Raw genomic sequence first — 16815 nt, forward strand, 5'->3', positions numbered from 1 at the left:
ACCATGTCAGCCTTGTTCAGGAATACCACGATGTACGGTACACCTACCTGGCGGGACAGCAGGATGTGCTCGCGGGTCTGCGGCATGGGGCCGTCAGCTGCGGAACATACCAGGATAGCGCCGTCCATCTGGGCAGCACCGGTGATCATATTCTTCACGTAGTCGGCGTGGCCCGGGCAGTCAACGTGCGCGTAGTGACGGGTCGGGGACTCGTACTCAACGTGGGAAGTAGCGATAGTGATACCGCGCTCACGCTCTTCCGGCGCATTGTCGATACCGTCGAAGGCAACGGCAGCGCCGCCCCATACTTCTGCGCACACGCGGGTCAGCGCGGCAGTCAGGGTGGTCTTACCGTGGTCAACGTGACCGATGGTGCCCACGTTTACGTGGGGCTTGGAACGTTCAAACTTCTCTTTTCCCATTTTTAGGATCCTCTAACTAAAAAGTTGTAAAGGTACTAAAGCTTAAGCTTTGGTTTTCGCGATGATTTCATCGGCAACGTTTTTCGGCGCTTCCGCGTACTTCAGGAACTCCATGGAGTAAGTGGCGCGGCCCTGGGTGGCAGAACGCAGGTCGGTAGCGTAACCGAACATCTCGGCCAGCGGGACCTCCGCATTGACCACCTTGCCGGAAGAGCTCTCTTCCATACCCTGGATCAGGCCGCGGCGGCGGTTGAGGTCGCCGACCACGTCACCCATGTTCTCTTCCGGGGTAACTACTTCCACTTTCATCACCGGCTCCAGCAGTACCGCACCGCCCTTCTGGGCCAGCTGCTTGGTTGCCATGGACGCGGCAATTTTAAACGCCATTTCGTTGGAGTCCACATCGTGGAAGGAACCGTCGTACAGGGTTGCCTTCAGGCCCAGCAGGGGGTAGCCCGCCAGTACACCGTTCTGCATCTGCTCTTCGATACCTTTCTGTACCGCCGGAATGTATTCCTTCGGTACCACACCGCCCACGATCTCGTTGACGAATTCCAGGCCCTCGGCGGACTCGTCCTCGCCCGGCTCGAAGCGGACCCATACGTGACCGTACTGACCGCGACCACCGGACTGACGAACGAACTTACCTTCGATCTCAGAGGTGTTGCGGATGGTCTCGCGGTAGGCCACCTGCGGCTTACCGATATTGGCTTCAACGTTGAACTCGCGACGCATACGGTCGACGATGATGTCCAGGTGCAGCTCACCCATACCGGAGATGATGGTCTGGCCGGTTTCCTCGTCAGTCTTCACGCGGAAGGACGGGTCTTCCTGGGCCAGCTTGCCAAGGGCAATACCCATCTTTTCCTGGTCAGGCTTGGACTTCGGCTCCACGGCCACGGAGATTACCGGCTCGGGGAACTCCATGCGCTCCAGAACGATTTTCGCGTTTTCGGCACAGAGGGTGTCACCAGTGGTGACGTCTTTCAGGCCAATCGCTGCAGCGATGTCGCCAGCCAGTACTTCCTTGATCTCTTTACGGTCGTTGGAGTGCATCTGCACCATACGGCCGACACGCTCCTTCTTCTGCTTGACGGAGTTGTATACCGCGGTGCCGCTCTCCAGCTTGCCGGAGTAGACACGGAAGAAGGTGAGGGTGCCCACGAAGGGGTCAGTTGCGATCTTGAACGCGAGGGCGGCAAACGGTGCGTTGTCGTCGGCCTCACGGGTCTCGACAGTCTCGCCGTCCTCCAGGGTACCTTCGATCGCACGAACTTCGGTCGGCGCCGGCAGGTACTCGATCACGGCGTCCAGAACGGCCTGTACGCCCTTGTTCTTGAACGCAGAGCCGCCCAGGACCGGAACGATTTCGTTGGCCAGGGTGCGCTGGCGGATTGCTGCCTTGATTTCCTCTTCGGTCAGCTCGCCCTCTTCCAGGTACTTCTCCATCAGCTCTTCGCTGGCTTCCGCGGCAGCTTCGACCAGGAACTCGTGCATCTCTTCGCACTCGTCCTTCATGTCGTCCGGAATTTCCGCGTAGTCGAAGGTCATGCCCATGTCATCTTCATTCCACAGGATGGCCTTCATCTTGACCAGGTCGACGACGCCCTTGAAGTTGTCCTCGGAGCCGATGGTCATCTGCAGCGGAACGGCATTTGCGTTCAGGCGGGTCTTCAGCTGGTTGACAACCATTTTGAAGTCCGCACCGGCGCGGTCCATCTTGTTGACGAACACCATGCGCGGTACTTCGTACTTGTTGGCCTGGCGCCATACAGTCTCAGTCTGCGGCTGGACACCGGAGGAGCCACACAGAACAACGACGGCACCGTCCAGTACACGCAGGGAACGCTCAACCTCAATGGTGAAGTCCACGTGTCCGGGGGTGTCGATGATGTTTACGCGATGCTGCGGGAATTGTTGCTGCATACCGGCCCAGAAACAGGTGGTGGCAGCGGAGGTGATGGTAATACCACGTTCCTGCTCCTGCTCCATCCAGTCCATGGTTGCGGCGCCTTCGTGCACCTCACCAATCTTGTGGGACAGGCCGGTGTAAAAGAGTACGCGCTCGGTAGTAGTGGTCTTGCCCGCGTCTACGTGGGCGCAGATACCGATATTGCGATAGCGTTCGATAGGCGTTTTACGTGCCACAGTTGTATCCTCGATATAACGTCAAAAGGCAGCCAAGGAATCTATCCATGCTGCCTTTCGGTATTAATGTCTCACGATAATTTTCATGAATCTGAAAAAAGTCATGAGGCTTAGAAGCGGTAGTGAGAGAACGCCTTGTTGGCTTCTGCCATGCGGTGAACATCTTCACGCTTCTTGACCGCGCCACCCTTGTTCTGGGAAGCGTCGATCATTTCGTTGGCCAGGCGCTGGGCCATGGACTTCTCACCGCGCTTACGGGAGAACTCTACCAGCCAACGCATTGCCAGGGCCATGCGGCGCGAGGGACGCACTTCTACCGGCACCTGGTAAGTCGCACCACCAACACGGCGGGATTTTACTTCCACCATGGGCGCGATGTTTTCCAGGGACTCTTCGAAAACTTCGACGGGGTCTTTGTTCAGTTTTTCAGAAACCATGTCCAGGGCACCGTAAACGATGCGCTCTGCCACGGACTTCTTGCCGCTGATCATGACGTGGTTCATGAACTTGGCCAGGGTGACATTCCCGAACTTGGGATCGGGCAGTACTTCGCGCTTGGCGACTACTCGTCTTCTTGGCATTGCAATTGCCTCTCTTCAGGGTTGCTCTGAGACGCCGCCGTATTACTACAAACCGGCGAGCTCAGCCTTACTCCGGTTGGAAACCGAAACGCATTGAGTCAAATAAGGGTATGTAAGCCCTTACTTCGGTCGCTTGGCGCCGTACTTGGAACGGCCCTGCTTGCGATCGTTTACGCCGGCACAGTCCAGTGCACCGCGCACAGTGTGGTAGCGCACACCCGGCAGGTCCTTAACACGACCGCCGCGAATCAGTACCACGCTGTGCTCCTGCAGGTTGTGACCCTCACCACCGATGTACGAAGTTACTTCGTAACCGTTGGTCAGGCGTACACGGCAAACCTTACGCAGTGCGGAGTTCGGCTTCTTCGGTGTAGTGGTGTACACACGAGTGCAAACTCCGCGGCGCTGCGGGCTGGCCTGCAGGGCAGGAACGTCGCTCTTTTCGACTTTGCGTTTTCTCGGCTTACGAACCAACTGGTTGATCGTTGCCATTAAAAATCACTCCAAAAATAAAACGCCCCCACCCAAAGGATTGCGAGTGAGGGCCCAGTCGTCAGTGTGCGGCCACCGGCATAACAGCCAGACGGACGCACCCCAGATGCGGGGGCCGCATTCTATAGGCGCTGCCCCCCCTAGTCAATCGGCAATGGTAAGTTAGTAAGCACTTCCACCGCCGACTGCCATTCGGTTACCGGGAATTACTCCCCGGAGGACTTCAACGCCTCGGTCAGCGCCGCTTCCACCTCTTCTGCGGACGGCCCCTCGGCATAGCCCTGGGTCATCTGCAGAGAGCGCTTGCGCTTGCGCTCGGCGTGGTACGCCAGGCCGGTACCGGCCGGGATCAGGCGACCCACCACGACGTTCTCCTTCAGGCCGCGCAGGCTGTCTTCCTTGCCGGTCACCGCTGCCTCGGTCAGTACGCGGGTGGTCTCCTGGAAGGAGGCCGCGGACAGGAAGGACTCGGTGGCCAGGGACGCCTTGGTGATACCCAGCAGCAGGCGCTCGAACTGGGCCGGCTGCTTGTCCTCGGCACGCAGGCGCTCGTTCTCCTCGATGACCCGCTGGTACTCGACTTGGTCACCCTTGATGAACTCGGAGTCACCCATCTCGGTGATTTCCACCTTGCGCAGCATCTGGCGCACGATCACTTCGATGTGCTTGTCGTTGATGCCCACACCCTGGAGGCGGTAAACCTCCTGGATCTCATTGGTAATGTAGCGCGCCAGCTCCTCCACGCCCTTGAGGCGCAGGATGTCGTGCGGATTGGACGGGCCGTCAGAGATGACCTCACCCTTCTCCACGGTCTCACCCTCGAACACCGTCAGCTGGCGGTGCTTCGGAATCAGCACCTCGTAGTGGTCCTTGCCGTTCGCAAGCGGCTTGCCATCCGCCGGGGTGATCTGCAGGCGCACCTTGCCCTTGGTCTCCTTGCCGAAGGACACGGTTCCGGAGATTTCCGCCAGGATGGACGGCTCCTTCGGCTTCCGCGCCTCGAACAGGTCGGCAACCCGCGGCAGACCACCGGTGATGTCCTTGGTACCGCCGGACTCCTGCGGGATACGGGCGACGATATCGCCGATATTCACCTTGTCGCCGTCCTTCAGGCTCAGGATGGCGCGAGCCGGCAGCGCGTAGTGTGCCGGGGCATTGCTGTTGGCCAGGGTCAGTTCCTCGCCGTTCTCGTCGACCAGGGTCACAGCCGGGCGCAGGTCCTTACCGGCAGACGGGCGCTCGGCCGGGTCGATGATCTCGATGGAGGACAGGCCGGTGATCTCGTCGGTCTGGCGACGGATCGACAGGCCCTCTTCCATGCCGGACAGTTTCACCCAGCCGGCCACCTCGGTAATGATCGGGTGGGTGTGCGGGTCCCACTTGGCAACCACCTGGCCGCCCTCGACCTGTGCACCTTCCTCGACGTTGATGGTGGCACCGTAGGGCAGCTTGTAGCGCTCGCGCTCGCGGCCGGCGCTGTCGGCCACCGCCAGCTCACCGGAGCGGGATACCGCTACCAGCTTGCCGCTCTCGGCCTTGACTGTCTTCACGTTGTGCAGGCGCACGGTACCTTCCTGCTTGACCTGGATGCTGTCCGCCGCAGAGGCGCGGCTAGCCGCACCACCGATGTGGAAGGTCCGCATGGTCAGCTGGGTGCCCGGCTCACCGATGGACTGGGCCGCCACTACACCCACGGACTCGCCCGCGTTTGCGCGGTGGCCCCGGGCCAGGTCCCGGCCGTAGCACAGGGAGCAGATGCCGTGGCCAGTCTCACAGGTGATCGGCGAGCGCACGATCACCTCGTCGATGCCCATGGTCTCGATGCGCTCAACCCACTTCTCGTCGATCATGGTACCGGCCGGAATGGCGATCTCGTCGCTGCCCGGCTTGATGACATCCCTGGCGACCACGCGCCCCAGGATGCGGTCACCCAGGGACTCGATCACGTCGCCGCCCTCGATGACCGGCGCCATGGTCAGGCCGTCGTCGGTGCCACAGTCGTCGGACGTGATGACCACGTCCTGGGCCACATCCACCAGGCGGCGGGTCAGGTAACCGGAGTTCGCGGTCTTCAGGGCCGTATCCGCCAGACCCTTACGGGCACCGTGGGTGGAGATGAAGTACTGCAGTACCGAGAGACCCTCGCGGAAGTTCGCGGTAATGGCGTTCTCGATAATGGAACCGTCCGGACGCGCCATCAGGCCACGCATACCGGCCAGCTGGCGGATCTGCGCCTCGGAGCCCCGGGCACCGGAGTCGGCATACATGTACACGGAGTTGAACGAGTCCTGCTCGGTCTCGTTGCCCTCGCGGTCGATCACCGGCTCTTTCTTGATGCCGGCCATCATCGCCTGGGTCACCTTGTCGTTGGTACGGGACCAGACGTCGATCACCTTGTTGTACTTCTCACCCGCCGTTACCAGGCCGGATGCGAACTGGCTCTCGATCTCCTTCACTTCCTCTTCCGCCGCGGCGATCAGCTCGGCCTTGGCCGCCGGGATTTCGAAGTCGTTCACGCCGATGGAGGAGCCGGACTTGGTGGAGAAATCAAAGCCGGTATACATCAGCTGGTCGGCGAAGATCACGGTAGCCTTCAGGCCCACTGTCCGGTAGCACTCGTTGAGCACGCGCGAGATGGACTTCTTCTTCATCGGCTGGTTGACCAGCTCGAAGGGCAGGCCGTCCGGTACGATATTCCACAGCAGCGCGCGGCCGACGGTGGTGTCCTGCAGCGTGGTGCTCTCGCGCTTCTCGCCGTCCTCACCCACGATCACCTCGCGGATACGGACCTTGACCCTGGCCTGCAGGCCAACCTGCTTGGCGTAGAAGGCGCGGCTCACTTCCTTGATGTCGGCGAAGACCATGCCCTCGCCCTTGTCGTTGACGCGCTCACGGGTCATCCAGTACAGGCCCAGGACCACGTCCTGGGACGGTACGATGATCGGCTCGCCGTTGGCCGGCGACAGGATGTTGTTGGTGGACATCATCAGCGCGCGGGATTCCAGCTGCGCCTCGATGGTCAGCGGCACGTGTACCGCCATCTGGTCACCGTCAAAGTCGGCGTTATAGGCAGCACACACCAGCGGGTGCAGCTGGATCGCCTTGCCTTCAATCAGCACCGGCTCGAACGCCTGGATACCCAGGCGGTGCAGGGTCGGGGCGCGGTTCAGCAGCACCGGGTGCTCGCGGATCACCTCGTCGAGGATGTCCCACACCACGGCCTCTTCACGCTCGACCATCTTCTTGGCCGCCTTGATGGTGGTGGCCAGGCCGCGGGCTTCCAGCTTGCCGAAGATGAACGGCTTGAACAGCTCCAGCGCCATCTTCTTGGGCAGGCCGCACTGGTGCAGGCGCAGGGTCGGGCCGACCACGATCACGGAACGGCCGGAGTAGTCCACACGCTTACCGAGCAGGTTCTGGCGGAAACGGCCCTGCTTGCCCTTGATCATGTCGGCCAGGGACTTCAGCGGGCGCTTGTTGGAACCGGTGATGGCACGACCGCGACGGCCGTTGTCCAGCAGCGCGTCCACAGACTCCTGCAGCATGCGCTTTTCGTTGCGCACGATGATGTCCGGCGCGTTCAGCTCCAGCAGGCGCTTGAGGCGGTTGTTGCGGTTGATCACGCGACGGTACAGGTCGTTCAGGTCGGAGGTTGCGAAGCGGCCACCGTCCAGCGGTACCAGCGGGCGCAGGTCCGGCGGCAGCACCGGCAGCGCCTGCATGATCATCCACTCCGGGTTATTGCCGGACTTGTAGAAGGCTTCCAGCAGCTTCAGGCGCTTGGACAGCTTCTTGATCTTGGTCTCGGAGTTGGTGGCCGGGATCTCTTCCCGCAGGCGCTGGATTTCCGCCGGCAGGTCGATATCGCTCATCAAGTCCTGGATGGCCTCGGCGCCCATCTTGGCCTCGAACTCGTCGGCGAACTCTTCCATCGCCTCGAAGTACTGCTCATCGTTCAGCAGCTGGCCGCGCTCCAGGGTGGTCATCCCCGGATCGGTCACTACGTAGGATTCGAAGTACAGCACGCGCTCGATGTCACGCAGGGTCATATCCAGCAGCAGGCCGATGCGGGACGGCAGGGACTTCAGGAACCAGATGTGCGCCACCGGGCTGGCCAGCTCGATGTGGCCCATGCGCTCGCGCCGGACCTTGGCCTTGGTGACTTCCACACCGCACTTCTCACAGATGATGCCGCGGTGCTTCATGCGCTTGTACTTGCCGCACAGGCACTCGTAGTCCTTCACCGGGCCGAAGATCTTGGCGCAGAACAGGCCTTCGCGCTCCGGCTTGAAGGTACGGTAATTGATGGTCTCCGGCTTCTTGACCTCGCCGTAGGACCAGGAACGAATCATGTCCGGCGACGCCAGGCCGATACGGATGGCGTCAAACTCTTCCAGCTGCTCCCGGTCTTTCACCAGGTTTAACAAATCTTTCAAGGCCTTTCCTCCACTTGAGGTAGTCAACCCGGCCTTGGCCGGGCCCACCGGTGCCCGCTTTCGCGGGTCACCGGCATTTATATGCGATCGCCTGGCAGAATGCGTGCTCCTGCAGATTCTGCGTCACCGCCGTCCGTGGCGATATTTGTCAGGCTTCCATAAAACGACGGGTCTCAGTCGTGCTCCAGCTCGAAGTTCATGCCGAGCGAGCGGATTTCCTTGACCAGTACGTTGAAGGATTCCGGCATACCCGGCTCCATGCGGTGGTCGCCATCGACGATGTTCTTGTACATCTTGGTCCGGCCTTCCACATCGTCCGACTTCACCGTGAGCATCTCCTGCAGGGTGTAGGCGGCACCGTAAGCTTCCAGTGCCCAGACCTCCATCTCACCGAAGCGCTGGCCACCGAACTGCGCCTTACCACCCAGCGGCTGCTGGGTAACCAGGCTGTAGGAACCGGTGGAACGGGCGTGCATCTTGTCGTCCACCAGGTGGTTCAGCTTGAGCATGTACATATAGCCCACGGTCACCGGGCGCTCGAAGGAATCGCCGGTGCGGCCGTCATACAGGGTGATCTGGCCGGAGTCGGGCAGGTCTGCCAGACGCAACAGCTTCTTGATCTCGCCCTCGTCGGCGCCGTCAAATACCGGGGTCGCCATCGGCACACCCTTGCGCAGGTTCTCGGCCATGGCGAGCACTTCCTCGTCGGACAGCTCGTCCAGCTCCTCCTTGTACCCACCGGTGGAGTTGTAGACCTCTTCGAGGAAACCGCGCACCTTGGCTGCTTCCTGCTGCTCCTTGATCATGCGATCGATCTTCACGCCGAGCCCCTTGGCGGCCATGCCCAGGTGCATCTCCAGCACCTGGCCCACGTTCATCCGCGAGGGAACGCCGAGCGGGTTGAGCACGATATCCACCGGCTCACCGTTCTCGTCGTAGGGCATATCCTCGACCGGCTTGATCACCGAGATCACACCCTTGTTACCGTGGCGACCGGCCATCTTGTCGCCCGGCTGGATGCGGCGCTTGATCGCCAGGTAAACCTTGACGATCTTCAGCACGCCCGGAGCCAGGTCATCGCCCGACTCGAGCTTCTTCTTCTTGTCCTCGAAGGCTTCGTCGAGCAGCTTGCGGCGCTCCTTGAGCTGGGCCTCGGCCTTTTCCAGCTGCTCGTTGAGGCTCTCTTCGGCCATGCGCAGCTTGAACCAGTCTTCACGCGGCAGCTCGGCCAGCTTCTCGGCGGACAGCACGTCGCCTTTCTTGACGCCCTTGCCGCCGGCAACCTTCTGGCCTTCCAGGGCAGACTGCAGGCGCTCGAAGGTGGCGCCTTCGACGATGCGGTATTCCTCGTTGAGGTCCTTGCGCACCTCATCCAGCTGCGCCTTCTCGATATCGATGGAACGCTGGTCTTTCTCCAGGCCGTCGCGGGTGAACACCTGCACGTCAATCACGGTACCGCGGGTACCGCTCGGTGCGCGCAGGGAGGTGTCCTTCACATCGGAGGCCTTCTCACCGAAGATCGCGCGCAGCAGTTTCTCTTCCGGTGTCAGCTGGGCTTCACCCTTCGGTGTCACCTTGCCCACCAGGATGTCGCCGGCACCGACCTCTGCACCGATATAAACGATGCCAGACTCGTCCAGCTTGTTCAGCGCGGACTCACCGACGTTGGGGATATCAGCGGTGATCTCCTCGCTGCCCAGCTTGGTGTCGCGGGCGATACAGGTCAGCTCCTGGATGTGGATGGTGGTGAAGCGATCTTCCTGCACCACGCGCTCACTGATCAGGATGGAGTCCTCGAAGTTGTAGCCGTTCCAGGGCATGAACGCGATGCGCATGTTCTGCCCCAGGGCCAGCTCACCCAGGTCGACAGACGGGCCGTCGGCGAGGATGTCACCACGTTCAACCACATCACCGGTCTTCACGATCGGGCGCTGGTTGATGCAGGTGTTCTGGTTCGAGCGGGTGTACTTGGTCAGGCCGTACAGGTCCACGCCCGCATCGCCCGCTTCCACTTCCTCGTCGCGCACGCGCACTACTACGCGGCTGGCATCTACACGCTCGATAACGCCACCGCGCCGGGCGACCACACACACACCGGAGTCGCGCGCCACGGTGCGCTCCATACCGGTGCCCACCAGCGGCTTGTCCGCACGCAGCGTCGGGACAGCCTGGCGCTGCATGTTCGAGCCCATCAGGGCGCGGTTGGCGTCGTCGTGCTCGAGGAACGGGATCATGGCCGCGGCCACGGACACCACCTGCTTCGCGGACACATCCATGTACTGGATTTCTGCCGGCGGCTTCAGGCTGAACTCGTTATGGTGACGTACGCTGATCAGGTCATCGGTGAACCGGCCCTTATCGTCCACGGCAGCGGACGCCTGGGCGATCACATAGTTGGCCTCGTTGATCGCTGACAGGTACTCGATATCGTCGGTCACCTGGCCGTCCACCACCTTGCGGTACGGGCTCTCCAGGAAGCCGTAGTGGTTGGCGCGGGCGTAAGTTGCCAGCGAGTTGATCAGGCCGATGTTCGGGCCTTCCGGGGTCTCAATCGGGCACACGCGACCGTAGTGGGTCGGGTGCACGTCGCGCACCTCGAAGCCGGCACGCTCGCGGGTCAGGCCGCCCGGGCCGAGGGCAGACACGCGGCGCTTGTGGGTCACTTCCGACAGCGGGTTGTTCTGGTCCATGAACTGGGACAGCTGCGAGGAACCGAAGAACTCCTTCACCGCGGCAGCTACCGGCTTGGCATTGATCAGGTCCTGCGGCATCAGGCCTTCACTCTCCGCCATGGACAGGCGCTCTTTGACGGCGCGCTCGACGCGCACCAGGCCCACACGGAACTGGTTCTCGGCCATTTCGCCCACGGAACGGACGCGACGGTTACCCAGGTGGTCGATGTCATCGACCATGCCGTTGCCGTTGCGGATCTCGATCAGGGTCTTGAGCACGTCGACAATGTCTTCCTTGCTCAGGGTGCCCGGACCGGTCTCGTCCTCGCGACCAAGGCGGCGATTGAACTTCATCCGGCCGACCGCAGACAGGTCGTAACGCTCGTCGGTGAAGAACAGGTTCTCAAACAGGGACTCAGCGGATTCCTTGGTGGGCGGCTCGCCCGGGCGCATCATCCGGTAGATCTCGACCAGGGCCTCCAGCTGCGTGCGGGAGGGCTCGGCGCGCAGGGTGTCGGAAATGAACGGTCCGCAATCGAGGTCGTTGGTGTACAGGGTCTCGAAGCTCTTCACGCCCAGGGCGCGCATCTTGCCCAGCACTTCCTCGGTGATCTCGCTGTTACACTCGACGGCCACTTCACCGGTGGATTCATCGACGATGTCGTGCGCGAGGACCCGGCCGTGCAGGTAATCCAGCGGGGCCTCAAGGCGCTCAACGCCGGCCTTCTCCAGCTGGCGGATATGCCGCGGGGTAATGCGGCGACCTTCCTCGACAATCACCTTGCCCTTGCCGTCCTTGATATCGAAGGACGCAACATCGCCGCGCAGGCGCGACGGGATCAGCTCCAGGCTGCAGTTGTCTTCGTGCAGCTCAAACTTGCTGGTATCGAAGAACATGTCCAGCATTTCCTGGGAGGAATAGCCCAGGGCACGCAGCAGGATGGTCGCGGGCAGCTTGCGACGACGGTCGATACGCACATAGACCAGGTCCTTCGGGTCGAACTCGAAGTCCAGCCAGGAGCCACGGTAAGGAATCACACGGGCGGCGTACAGCAGCTTGCCGGAGGAGTGGGTCTTGCCCTTGTCGTGATCGAAAAACACACCCGGGGAACGGTGCAGCTGGGATACGATCACGCGCTCGGTACCATTGATCACAAAGGTACCGTTCTCGGTCATGAGCGGGATTTCGCCCATGTACACTTCCTGCTCCTTGATGTCCTTGATGGACTTGCTGGAAGACTCCTTGTCGTAAATGATCAGGCGTACGCGGACACGCAGCGGGCAGGCATAGGTGACCCCGCGCAGGGTACATTCCTTGACATCAAAGGCCGGTTTGCCGAGCGTATAGCTGACATACTCGAGCGCCGCATTGCCGGAATAGCTGACAATCGGAAATACGGACTTGAACGCTGCCTGCAGGCCGACGTCGAGCCGGTCTTCGGGGCGAGTGTCGGCCTGAGTGAATTTGCGATAAGAATCCAGCTGTATCGCAAGCAGGAAAGGTACATCCATTACCTTTGGCAGTTTGCCAAAATCCTTGCGGATACGTTTTTTCTCAGTGTATGAGTAAGCCATTCATATTCCCCAGCTTGATCAGTGACAAGACTTCGTTGGAACGCCGGCTCCGCGATCCCAGCCAATGCGATGGGACGCGGCAGCGCGTGGTCCGCCCGGGCGAGAAGCCTCTGAGCAGGGCAGCTGCGGCTACACTGTTCAGAGACCTCTCCGCATTCAGCGCTTCTGTCAGCTGCGCAGATTGCGGTATGGTGTAGTGAGGCCCACCGGCGCCTGAACGCACGGCAAAAACCTCGTTGCCGAAAACGGCAAAAAGGCCGGCGGACAAACGCCCACCAGCCTTGCCGCCGTCGTCCGCAAACCGCGGCCGACAGCGGTGATTCGCAACGACCGAATTACTTCAGTTCTACAGTTGCGCCAGCTTCTTCCAGCTGCTTCTTGGCCTCTTCGGCCTCGTCCTTGCTCACGCCTTCCTTCAGCGGAGCCGGAGCGCCGTCTACCAGTGCCTTGGCTTCTTTCAGGCCCAGGCCGGTGATGCCGCGAACAGCCTTGATCACGTTCACTTTCTTGTCGCCGGCAGAAGCCAGGATTACGTCGAACTCATCCTTCTCTTCAGCGGCAGCTTCGCCACCAGCAGCACCGCCAGCTACAACAGCGGCAGCAGCGGTAACGCCGAACTTCTCTTCCATTGCCTCGATCAGTTCTACAACATCCTTAACGGACATTTCGGCAACAGCATTGATGATATCTTCTTTAGTCAGAGACATGTGTCAGTACCTGATTTGCTTGAGCAGTTGCCTGCTCGTCGATTCATTTAAAAAAAGTCATTGAAAACTGCAGCTTCGCAAAGCGAAGCAATTAGGCAGCTTCCTGCTCTTTTTGGTCGCGGATGGCCGCAATAGTGCGGACCAGCTTGCCAGCAGACGCTTCTTTCATAACGCTCATCAGCTTGGCGATCGCCTCGTCGTAAGTCGGCAGGCTTGCCAACAGTGCGACGTCGGTGATCACGCCTTCGAAGGCAGCACCTTTCAGTTCCAGCTTATCGTTGTCCTTCGCGAACTTGCTCAGGATGCGCGCACCGGCACCCGGATGTTCGGAGGAAAAAGCGATAAGACTGGGACCGACGAATTTCTCGAGGAGACATTCGTACTCGGTACCTGCCAGAGCGCGACGCGCCAGAGTGTTGCGGACGACTTTCATCCAGACGCCGTTCTCGCGAGCCTCTTTGCGCAGGGTAGTCATGTCATTCACGGTTACGCCGCGGGAATCCGCAACGACCGCAGACAGGGCACCCTCAGCAGCCTGCTGGACATCAGCGACAATTGCTTTCTTGTCTTCGAGTCCAATAGCCATAGTGTCACTCCTGGATTTGAAAAAAAGACCGGGAAATACCACTCCCGATCCGCTCCGGTGCTCAGACCTCAAATCCAGTAAAAATTACTGGTTTGGGCTACACCGTCTGCGTAGGCTCGGGCCGGCTGACCGGAACCCGGATTAAGCGACGGGCAATTAAACCTCAAATCCCCGCTGCACCTACGGTCTTTGACGGCCCACCTTCCTGCCGAGGCATTCAGGCGGACCCCAAAGTTCGGTTTTCCCGCCGGCAGCGACGCCAGAAGCGCCTGCTGCGGCGGGTGCCGGCCCTCGACTTCAGGTCACGGCCGGCTGCTCATGCTTCCCGGGGGAAGCTGGAGCCTTATTTAACGTCCAGAGACGCCTGGTCGATGGTCAGACCCGGGCCCATGGTGGTGCTCAGGGTCACCTTCTTCAGGTAGACGCCCTTGGCGGAAGCCGGCTTGGCCTTTTTCAGGTCAGCGATCAGGGCTTCCAGGTTCTCTTTCAGCGCCTTGGCGTCGAAAGCAACCTTGCCGATACCACCGTGGATGATGCCGCCCTTGTCAGCGCGGAAACGCACCTGACCGGCCTTGGCATTTTTCACTGCAGTGGCCACGTCCGGGGTTACGGTGCCGGTTTTCGGGTTCGGCATCAGGCCGCGCGGACCGAGGATCTGGCCCAGCTGGCCGACCACACGCATCGCGTCCGGGGAAGCGATAACCACGTCGAAGTCCATCTTGCCGGCCTTCACTTCGGCAGCCAGCTCGTCCATGCCTACCAGGTCAGCACCGGCTTCCTTGGCAGCGTCGGCGTTGGCGCCCTGGGTGAATACGGCCACGCGCACGTCCTTGCCAGTACCGTGCGGCAGGGTGGTGGCACCGCGAACAGCCTGGTCAGACTTACGCGGGTCGATACCCAGGTTGATGGAGGCGTCCACAGTCTCGGGGAACTTCACATTGGACAGCTCTTTCAGCAGTGCGACGGCCTCATCGATGCCGTAGGCCTTGCCTGCTTCTACTTTCTCAGCGATTGCGCGCTGGCGCTTGCTCAGTTTTGCCACGTTACACACCCTCCACATCGATACCGGCACTGCGGGCGGAACCGGCGATAGTGCGCACGGCCGCGTCCATGTCAGATGCGCTCAGGTCGGGCATCTTGGTAGTGGCGATCTCTTCCAGCTGGGCGCGGGTAACCTTGCCCACCTTCTCGGTGTTCGGGCGGCCGGAACCGCTCTTGATACCGGCAGCCTTGCGCAGGAGCACGGAGGCCGGCGGGGTCTTCATGATGAAGGTGAAGGAGCGGTCGTTGTATACGGAGATAACGACCGGTACCGGCAGGCCCGGCTCCATACCCTGGGTCTGGGCGTTGAACGCCTTACAGAATTCCATGATATTCACACCGTGCTGACCCAGCGCGGGGCCGACGGGCGGGCTCGGGTTGGCCTGGCCAGCAGGCACTTGCAGCTTGATATAAGCTTCGATTTTCTTAGCCATTACAGCTTCCTCTCTCAGTGGGTGGTAGCGCCTGCGCTGTACGGCCACAACAGCCGCAACGCCCGGCTCCCCGGGTGCCCCTGTACAGCAACTAACCAGTCACGGTTTTCAGGGACGCGAAAGCCCCCTTCCACCCAGGGCGGAAGAGGGCAAAAGTCCTGCCTGTCAGATCAGGTCTTCTCGACCTGACCAAACTCCAGCTCTACCGGCGTGGAGCGACCGAAGATCAGCACTGCGACACGCAGGCGGCTCTTCTCGTAATTTACCTCTTCAACTACACCGTTGAAGTCATTGAACGGCCCGTCGATAACGCGGACCATCTCACCCGGCTCAAACAGGGTCTTGGGCTTCGGCTTGTCGACCGAATCGTCAATACGATTCAGGATAGCCTGCGCCTCACGGTCGGTAATCGGCGCCGGCTTGTCTGCCTTACCACCGATAAAACCAAGCACCCTCGGCGTCTCCTTGACCAGGTGCCAGGTGTCGTCGTTCAGCTCCATTTCCACCAGCACGTAGCCGGGGAAGAACTTGCGCTCACTCTTGCGCTTCTGGCCCGCACGCATTTCGACCACTTCTTCGGTGGGCACCAGAACCTCACCGAACAGGTGGTCCATCTCGTGCAGCTCGATGCGCTCCTTCAGGGAAGAAGCGACCCGCTTCTCGTAGCCGGAGTAAGCCTGAACCACGTACCAATGTTTAGACATGCGTGAACCTTTAGCCGATAACCTTGGAGGCCGCCCAACCAAGGGCAGAATCCAGCGCCCATAGAATCAGCGCCATAATGAGCACAAACACCACCACGATCAGGGTGGTCTGCGTTGCTTCCTGGCGGCTGGGCCAGACTACGCGGCGCACCTCAGTCTGCGCCTCACGCAACAGGGTCCACAGGGCGTGCCCCTTGGCAGTATTGACCGCCACAACCACCGCCACCAGGAAAATGGCGACCATGGCCAGCACGCGGTACAGCAGGGGAAATTCAGCGTAGTAGGAGTTGCCCGCGATAGCGACACCAATCAGCGCCACCACCAGCAGCCACTTTAGGCCATCAAGACGAAAGGTTTTCGCCTCTACTTTAGCATTCATACAAAGAAGCCCTTAGCGCTTACAAAACAAGCCTCTCAGCTTGCAACGCCCTCAGGCAAAAGGAGTGGGGCGCTTGAAAAGTTGGCAGGCCAGGAGGGACTCGAACCCCCAACCCTCGGTTTTGGAGACCGATGCTCTACCAATTGAGCCACTGGCCTGGAACAGTTTCCGGACAATGTCGCGCATTTGCACGCCAGAGCCGGAAAAATGAGGGGGCGGATGCTACCATCCTCCCCCTCTTTTGGCAATGCGGACCACCCCAAAAAGGTGACTCCGCCCGCCCACCGATTACTCGATGATCTTGGATACCACGCCGGCACCAACGGTACGGCCACCTTCGCGGATCGCGAAGCGCAGGCCTTCTTCCATGGCGATCGGAGCGATCAGGGTGACAGTCATCTGTACGTTGTCGCCCGGCATTACCATCTCGGTACCTTCCGGCAGCTGTACGTCACCGGTTACGTCGGTGGTACGGAAGTAGAACTGCGGACGGTAGCCCTTGAAGAACGGGGTGTGACGACCACCTTCGTCCTTGGACAGAACGTAAACTTCTGACTCGAACTTGGTGTGCGGGGTGATGGAGCCCGGCTGCGCCAGGACCTGACCACGCTCAACCTCGTCACGCTTGGTGCCGCGCA

At 60.8% G+C, this 16815-nt stretch carries 13 protein-coding genes and 1 tRNA gene; all 14 read right to left on the minus strand.

Annotated features, from left to right (window positions below; translation table 11 throughout):
- Positions 1–422: GTP-binding protein (locus BLT26_RS15965; RefSeq protein ID WP_139169640.1), on the minus strand; the 422-nt coding region annotated here is incomplete at its 3' end.
- 42 nt (positions 423–464) lie between these two features.
- Complete coding sequence (fusA, locus tag BLT26_RS15970; protein WP_091517113.1) at positions 465–2570, minus strand: elongation factor G; 2106 nt, start codon at positions 2568–2570, stop codon at positions 465–467.
- Positions 2571–2680: 110 nt separating this feature from the next.
- The gene (gene rpsG / locus BLT26_RS15975; protein ID WP_091517116.1) at positions 2681–3151 is read right to left on the minus strand and encodes a 30S ribosomal protein S7; all 471 of its coding nucleotides are present in this window, start codon (positions 3149–3151) and stop codon (positions 2681–2683) included.
- Positions 3152–3271: 120 nt separating this feature from the next.
- Positions 3272–3643, minus strand: coding sequence for a 30S ribosomal protein S12 (gene rpsL, locus BLT26_RS15980; protein ID WP_067087076.1), 372 nt, complete (start codon positions 3641–3643; stop codon positions 3272–3274).
- A 206-nt stretch (positions 3644–3849) separates the two neighbouring features.
- Positions 3850–8079: a DNA-directed RNA polymerase subunit beta' gene (gene rpoC, locus BLT26_RS15985; protein ID WP_091517118.1), complete on the minus strand. Its 4230-nt coding sequence runs from the start codon at positions 8077–8079 to the stop codon at positions 3850–3852.
- A gap of 173 nt (positions 8080–8252) precedes the next feature.
- Entirely contained in the window at positions 8253–12326 is a 4074-nt protein-coding gene (rpoB, locus tag BLT26_RS15990; RefSeq protein WP_091517120.1) for a DNA-directed RNA polymerase subunit beta, read from the minus strand.
- Positions 12327–12661: 335 nt separating this feature from the next.
- Positions 12662–13033, minus strand: a complete 372-nt coding sequence (gene rplL / locus BLT26_RS15995; protein ID WP_091517122.1) for a 50S ribosomal protein L7/L12 — start codon at positions 13031–13033, stop codon at positions 12662–12664.
- Positions 13034–13124: 91 nt separating this feature from the next.
- Positions 13125–13619, minus strand: a complete 495-nt coding sequence (gene rplJ, locus BLT26_RS16000) for a 50S ribosomal protein L10 (RefSeq protein ID WP_091517125.1) — start codon at positions 13617–13619, stop codon at positions 13125–13127.
- A gap of 343 nt (positions 13620–13962) precedes the next feature.
- On the minus strand, positions 13963–14661 hold the full coding sequence (rplA, locus tag BLT26_RS16005; RefSeq protein WP_091517127.1) for a 50S ribosomal protein L1: 699 nt from the start codon (positions 14659–14661) through the stop codon (positions 13963–13965).
- A gap of 1 nt (position 14662) precedes the next feature.
- Positions 14663–15094, minus strand: a complete 432-nt coding sequence (rplK, locus tag BLT26_RS16010; RefSeq protein WP_091517129.1) for a 50S ribosomal protein L11 — start codon at positions 15092–15094, stop codon at positions 14663–14665.
- A 170-nt stretch (positions 15095–15264) separates the two neighbouring features.
- Positions 15265–15798 carry a transcription termination/antitermination protein NusG gene (gene nusG / locus BLT26_RS16015; protein WP_091517132.1) on the minus strand — a complete coding sequence of 178 codons (534 nt, stop codon included), beginning with the start codon at positions 15796–15798 and terminating at the stop codon, positions 15265–15267.
- Between the two features lie 10 nt (positions 15799–15808).
- Positions 15809–16177 (minus strand): preprotein translocase subunit SecE, encoded by a 369-nt coding sequence (gene secE / locus BLT26_RS16020; RefSeq protein ID WP_091517134.1) that lies wholly within the window; start codon positions 16175–16177, stop codon positions 15809–15811.
- Between the two features lie 82 nt (positions 16178–16259).
- Positions 16260–16335 (minus strand) — tRNA-Trp (locus BLT26_RS16025).
- A gap of 130 nt (positions 16336–16465) precedes the next feature.
- Positions 16466–16815 (minus strand): elongation factor Tu (locus BLT26_RS16030; protein WP_483869224.1); only part of this gene is annotated, 350 nt, incomplete at its 5' end.

Origin of the sequence: Microbulbifer yueqingensis, assembly GCF_900100355.1 — a bacterium.
GTDB classification, from domain to species: Bacteria; Pseudomonadota; Gammaproteobacteria; order Pseudomonadales; family Cellvibrionaceae; genus Microbulbifer; species Microbulbifer yueqingensis.

Excerpts from the sequence above, each read along its gene's own strand:
- rplJ (WP_091517125.1), bottom strand. The coding sequence starts at position 13,619 with ATGGCTATTGGACTCGAAGACAAGAAAGCAATTGTCGCTGATGTCCAG.
- rpsG (WP_091517116.1), bottom strand. The coding sequence starts at position 3,151 with ATGCCAAGAAGACGAGTAGTCGCCAAGCGCGAAGTACTGCCCGATCCC.
- secE (WP_091517134.1), bottom strand. The coding sequence starts at position 16,177 with ATGAATGCTAAAGTAGAGGCGAAAACCTTTCGTCTTGATGGCCTAAAG.
- rpsL (WP_067087076.1), bottom strand. The coding sequence starts at position 3,643 with ATGGCAACGATCAACCAGTTGGTTCGTAAGCCGAGAAAACGCAAAGTC.
- rplK (WP_091517129.1), bottom strand. The coding sequence starts at position 15,094 with ATGGCTAAGAAAATCGAAGCTTATATCAAGCTGCAAGTGCCTGCTGGC.
- rplL (WP_091517122.1), bottom strand. The coding sequence starts at position 13,033 with ATGTCTCTGACTAAAGAAGATATCATCAATGCTGTTGCCGAAATGTCC.
- rpoB (WP_091517120.1), bottom strand. The coding sequence starts at position 12,326 with ATGGCTTACTCATACACTGAGAAAAAACGTATCCGCAAGGATTTTGGC.
- nusG (WP_091517132.1), bottom strand. The coding sequence starts at position 15,798 with ATGTCTAAACATTGGTACGTGGTTCAGGCTTACTCCGGCTACGAGAAG.